A 5,670-nucleotide genomic window follows, 5' to 3' on the forward strand; every position below is an offset into this window, starting at 1 on the left:
GAGAAAAGCCGAAGCTGACGCAGCTCCGGCTAGTTTTCGTGCTTTCAAGTTTCAGTGATTAATTAAAAAATCGGAGGCAAGATAAATCTTAGCCCCCTACAAAAATACAAATATATTTTTCAATACTATTTGTAGTTTAATATTTTGCAGCCAGCTTGTCAATAACCTTATCTAGGAAAACATATGTCCCGGTTATCTTATTATTCCCCCGGAAGTAATCATGATTTCTCACTACCCGTCCATGCATAAACTCATGCAATTCTACCATCCGTTTTTTCTTTGAAACACCCGGAATTAGGTAATCGTAAACATACAATAACGTGACTATATCGTACGAAAAGTTCTTTTGAAGATTATTATGTCTAGAAGATTGACCGACAACATTTAGTTGTCTAACAAAGGCTGTAATTAATCCATTTGGCTGCTTACTATCATCCATCTTTTTACCTAACTGGTTTAGAAGACAATTGCTATGAGCCGCAGCATTACGTAAGTCTCTTACCGTATTCATCAACTTATTATTTGGAATAATTTTACATTGGTATTCTTTTTCATAGAAAGCACAAAGATGTAGTAAATCACCAAATGAGATTACCTCAACTAGGGCCCAGATTGGAAAATAAGGATAATATTTTGCAATTAAATCCTTACAATACTCTCCAGACTTATGATTACGAATCGTTTTCAAAAGATAGAAATTAGGATCTTCCTTACTAAAGTATTGTCTTACAATTTCATAACCATCTTCCATTTGATTGTGAGTAGCTGAATCTATCAAGCGTACCTTAATAGCATGCTCAATATCTAAACACATTCTAATAATCAGATAGCGAGTATGCATGTCAATAGTAGATAGTTCCTTAAGGTAGGCAAACTCCAAGTTTTGATATTTTCCAGCACCTTTACCTTGAGGGATTTTGGGATACAAGCTTCGATATGCAGCTAATTTAAAATAGTAGTTGTTATGACGAAGAAAGTCTGCTGCTTCTCTCGTACCAACTAAGTTAAACTTAATTCCCTTATCTTCCATGTGTTCTATTAATTAATCAATAGATAAGATTTGCTTCATAATTTTCACCCTGCTACTCTGTTGTCCTACGTTTATTATCACAAAGTATTATTGATTTAACAATCATATTATCAATATGTAGAGGGCGGAATTAAAATGTAGGAAAACGGCGGTTTAAAATTGTCGGTTTTCCTACATTTTTTGTATACTCACCTTATCTATTTGATGAGGAAGTGAAGAGTATGCGCAATGACGTTTACGAAAGGATGAAACATTTCGTGATAGAAGACATCAAACCTAACTACACGGCTATTGCTCGACAATATGGTGTTGATCCACGAACAGTAAAAGCTGCATATTTACGTGCCTTAAATGGCCAGGAAACAAACTATAATCAGCGTCACCGGCGTCGTAGTAAGTTAGATGAGTATCGTGACATTATCGAGTCTAAATATGCGGCAGGCTGTTCCGCTAGATCAATCTTTGACTTTATCGTCGAGAAAGGCTTCACCGGCAAATATACAATCGTCAAAGATTATTGTCGTCGTTTTCGTAAATTCCAAGTAAAGAAAGCAACGATTAGGGTAGAGCACACAATTGGCTTGAGCGCTCAAGTTGACTGGAAAGAGAAAGTTACGATGATGGACCAGAATGGCGTACCACATACTTTCAGCGTCTTCCTTTATGTCTTACCGTATTTCAAATTTAAGTTTCTCAAGCTTACGTTAGATCAAAAGCAAGATACCCTTTTTAGATGTTTATTTGAGGCTTTTCAAGCTACCGGTGGTATTCCCAAAGAAATTTGGTTCGATAATATGTCAACTGTCGTTGACCATAAACTAAGCGATTTTCGTCACCATCGATTTAATGAAAAGTTCTTGTCGTTTAGTCATGATGCCGATTACCATCCAATTGCTTGTCGGCCGTTTAGACCGCAAACCAAAGGTTGCGTTGAGGCATTGGCAAGAACGATGGGACGTCTAAAACCATATAACGGTGAATTTAAGACGATTAGTGAATTGAATGAAATCGTCAATCGTGTGTGTCATCGTCTTAATCACGAAAAATCACAAGGAAATAACCATCAGCCAATTGAATTGTGGGCAAAAGAAAAAGAGCATCTCAGGCCCCTCAATCACGATCTCATTAGATACTTCCAAAGCGTCCAAACCAGAAAAGTATCACGAGATTCAATGATCAGATTTCAAAACCATCAATACTCTGTTTCCCCTAATTATATCGGAAAAGAGGTTGAAATTAAACCAACTAAGGATGGTAAAGCCATTCATATCTTTTACCAAGGTGTGGAGATCCAAAAGCATGATTTAACGGATCGACAATTTAATTATGATCCACATGACAAGCGAGCCATTCTTAAAAGCAATTTAATGGCAGATAAAAGTGATAAGGACATCGATCGATACATGCTTAAAAATTTGAATGTCTATGACCAGATAGGGGAATAAAATGAATCAGTATCAGAAACTAATAACCAATTTAACGAAGTTAAATTTGAATAATATGGCAGCTTCAATCGTCGATTATCGTCAACCGGTGAATGACCATCAAATTAGTTTTAGTGAAGCATTGTTAGAGCTGACAAATAAAGAGTTAGCCTATCAACAAGAAGAAAGTCTGAAGAGACGTATTAAACGTGCTAGATTTCCAGTAGTGAAAACACTAGGCGAATTTAAGTATGAATTCCAACCTTCCATTAAACGACAGCAAATCGAAGAATTTGCGACAATGTCTTTCCTAGATAACCAGGAAAATATAATTTTTATTGGTAGTCCGGGAGTTGGCAAAACGCATTTATCAATTGGCTTAGGAGTTGAGGCATGTAAGCAAGGCGTACGAACTCTATTTATTAATTGTCATGAGCTAATTTTGAGATTAACAGCCGCTCAAGAAAAGCAGCACTTAGAGAGAGTAATGCGGCGTTATGAACGATATGACCTGTTAGTCATTGACGAATTAGGATACCTACCAATCGCAGCAAACGAAGCCAACTTATTGTTTCAATTAATAAATGGCCGTTATGAACGCAAATCAACGATCATAACGACCAATGTCCCATTATCTAGTTGGGGTACAGTATTGCATAATCAAGCGGCAGCAGAAGCAATTTTAGATCGACTTGTCTACCACTCACATGTAATTAAGATCAAGGGCAAGTCATATCGACTAGCATCTGCCAATTCCTAAACCGCCCTTGACAAATAGGCGTACGGCATAGCAAGGTAATGGTAGAAGGCATTTTATTTTCCACTTTGACAGTATTTTAAAAGAAAAATGGATCTAGATGTATTTGGCAAGTTTCATCTAAATCCATTAATTATTTAGTTCCTATATTGCAACTTCTAAACTAATTTTGGGATCTTTATTTATTAATCTTCATTGAGGAGCTGTGTACGGCCATGTGTTTCTCAGGGTAAAGCTGCTTAGCAAGGGCCGTTACCGCGGTCGGGGCCTCACCAAATGCCGAAGCAATCAGGGCCGCCTTGCCCGGATAATTGACCCCGTCCCCAATCGCGTACACCCCGTCCACGCTGGTTTTCATTGTCGAATCAACGTTAATCAGGTTGTGTTCACTGGCCAGGTCCAATGACCACTTCGTCAGGGCCGCATTGTTGGACGTGAAACCATAGTTCACAATCAACTGGTCCACGTTTAGGGACTTGACCTCATCGCTGCGCCGCTTCTTCAAACTGAGTGTCACCGTCTGGTCGTCTTCAACCCGCATCTTCTTTGGTAGATACGGGGTCAAGACATTGACCTGGGACTGCTCCAGGCGGGTGATTGTGTGCTCAAGTCCCCGAAACTGGTCACGCCGGTGGACTAGGCTAACCGCCTTGGCAACGGGTTCCAACATCAGGGCGATATCGATTGCGGAATCACCGCCCCCAAGGACCGCTACCCGTTGGTTACGGTAATCATCACGGTGTTGGACAAAGTAGTGCAACTGGTGTCCCTCGGCCTCGTCAGCACCGTCCAGGCTTAACCGCCGGGGAGTGAAGGCACCGTTACCCAGGGCGATGATTACCGCCTTGGAATGTGACTCCCGTTGACGGGACTTGATCGTAAAAGTCCCATCATCTTCCTTGATGACGTCATCAACCGTTTCATTTAAAAATTGATCAACCGGTGCTACCGCCATCTGTTGCTTTAGGCGGTCGACCAGTTCCTGGCCACTCACGCCGGGCATCCCCGCGACATCCCAAATCTGTTTTTCGGGATAGAGGGCAGCAACCTGGCCCCCTAACTGAGGAAGGCTCTCAATCAACTGGGCTCTTAATTCGTGCAAACCACAGTAGAAAGCGGCAAACATTCCTGCGGGTCCCCCACCGATTATCGTTACATCATAACTTTGCTCTGCCATTAAAATTTCCTTTCATTTTTAGTGCTTACTATATTATAGCATTACCGGTATTAAGCAACTAATACCCCTTAACCGATTAATTAATCGTTACTCTACGTAAAAGGTTTGACGTGTTGATATATCAATGTTAAACTTTTTTGTAAAAGCGCTACCATATTGATTGTTTTTGTCACTAAAGTACTTTAAGATGGAGTAGTAGATAAAATTTTTAGTTAACTTTTTGGAGGGACAAGATTATGGCTAAAAGAAAAATGATTCTCGACTTAGATACTGGTGTCGATGACTCCTTAGCAATCGCCTACGCTTTAGCTGACCCTGAAGTTGATTTGATTGGGATCGTTAGTTCATACGGTAACAACCTGTTGGACGTTTGTGCACAAAACAGCCTTAAGTTACTGGAACTATTAGGGCATACTGATATTCCAGTATTCAAAGGGCTTCCGCACTCTAGCACATCTGACCACTTCGATGTAATGCAAGTTTCTAAGGATATTCACGGTAACAACGGAATTGGCGAGGTTGAACTGCCAGACCCACAACGTTCCGTTGAAGAAGAATCCGGCGTAGACTTCTACATTGATGCCGCTCATAAGTACGGTAAGGACTTAATTATTATCCCAACTGGTCCGATGACTAACCTGGCAGCCGCACTGAAGAAGGATCCTGAAATTGCCCACTTGATTGGTAATGTTACCTTCATGGGTGGTGCCCTGACAGTTGACGGGAACGTTACCCCGGCCGCTGAAGCCAACATCAACCAGGATGCCAAGGCTGCTGATGAAGTCTTCAAGTCTGGCTTGCCATTAACTATGGTTGGCCTGGACGTCACCCTGCGGACCCTCTTGACTAAGAAGGAAACGCAACAATGGCGTGACCTCGGTACCAAGGCTGGTAAGGCATACGCAGACATCACCGACTTCTATATTGATGCTTACTACAACCTCGACATTGATAAGCGTGGTTGTGCCCTCCACGACCCACTGGCAGTTGGTGTCGGCATTGACCCATCCTTCGTTCAAACGATCAGCCTGTTCATGCGTTGTGAATACGATCCGGACAGCCCATTCTACGGCCGGACGGTTGGTGACAACGCTAAGCTCAACGACCCGAACCCGAACGTCAAGGTAGCTGTCAATGTTGATAAGGAACGCTACTTGAAGGTCTTCATGGACCACCTGACCAACCTGTTCAAGGAACACTAGAATAAATTTTTAACACTCCTTTACCGGGGCTGTGACATAAGTCCCAAATAATTAATGGAGTTAGATGAAATTTTCGGATT

5 protein-coding genes are annotated in these 5,670 nt (G+C 41.3%); 3 read left to right on the forward strand and 2 right to left on the reverse strand.

Annotated features, from left to right (window positions below; translation table 11 throughout):
• Positions 1 to 136 precede the first annotated feature (136 nt).
• The gene (locus FD32_RS09295) at positions 137 to 1,030 is read right to left on the reverse strand and encodes an Abi family protein (protein ID WP_053003010.1); all 894 of its coding nucleotides are present in this window, start codon (positions 1,028 to 1,030) and stop codon (positions 137 to 139) included.
• Positions 1,031 to 1,251: 221 nt separating this feature from the next.
• Between FD32_RS09295 and istA the strand changes: the two genes are divergently transcribed.
• Both istA and istB read left to right on the forward strand, forming a co-directional pair.
• Positions 1,252 to 2,475 (forward strand): IS21 family transposase, encoded by a 1,224-nt coding sequence (gene istA, locus FD32_RS09300; RefSeq protein ID WP_047767833.1) that lies wholly within the window; start codon positions 1,252 to 1,254, stop codon positions 2,473 to 2,475.
• A 1-nt stretch (position 2,476) separates the two neighbouring features.
• Positions 2,477 to 3,214 carry an IS21-like element helper ATPase IstB gene (gene istB, locus FD32_RS09305; protein WP_047767831.1) on the forward strand — a complete coding sequence of 246 codons (738 nt, stop codon included), beginning with the start codon at positions 2,477 to 2,479 and terminating at the stop codon, positions 3,212 to 3,214.
• A 175-nt stretch (positions 3,215 to 3,389) separates the two neighbouring features.
• Here istB and FD32_RS09310 read toward each other — a convergent pair whose 3' ends face one another.
• The gene (locus tag FD32_RS09310) at positions 3,390 to 4,388 is read right to left on the reverse strand and encodes an NAD(P)/FAD-dependent oxidoreductase (RefSeq protein WP_047767829.1); all 999 of its coding nucleotides are present in this window, start codon (positions 4,386 to 4,388) and stop codon (positions 3,390 to 3,392) included.
• Positions 4,389 to 4,624: 236 nt separating this feature from the next.
• On the opposite strand from FD32_RS09310, the gene FD32_RS09315 reads away from it, so the two are divergent.
• Complete coding sequence (locus tag FD32_RS09315; RefSeq protein WP_047767827.1) at positions 4,625 to 5,590, forward strand: nucleoside hydrolase; 966 nt, start codon at positions 4,625 to 4,627, stop codon at positions 5,588 to 5,590.
• Positions 5,591 to 5,670: the final 80 nt, after the last annotated feature.

The organism is Limosilactobacillus panis DSM 6035, from assembly GCF_001435935.1.
GTDB lineage: Bacteria > Bacillota > Bacilli > Lactobacillales > Lactobacillaceae > Limosilactobacillus > Limosilactobacillus panis.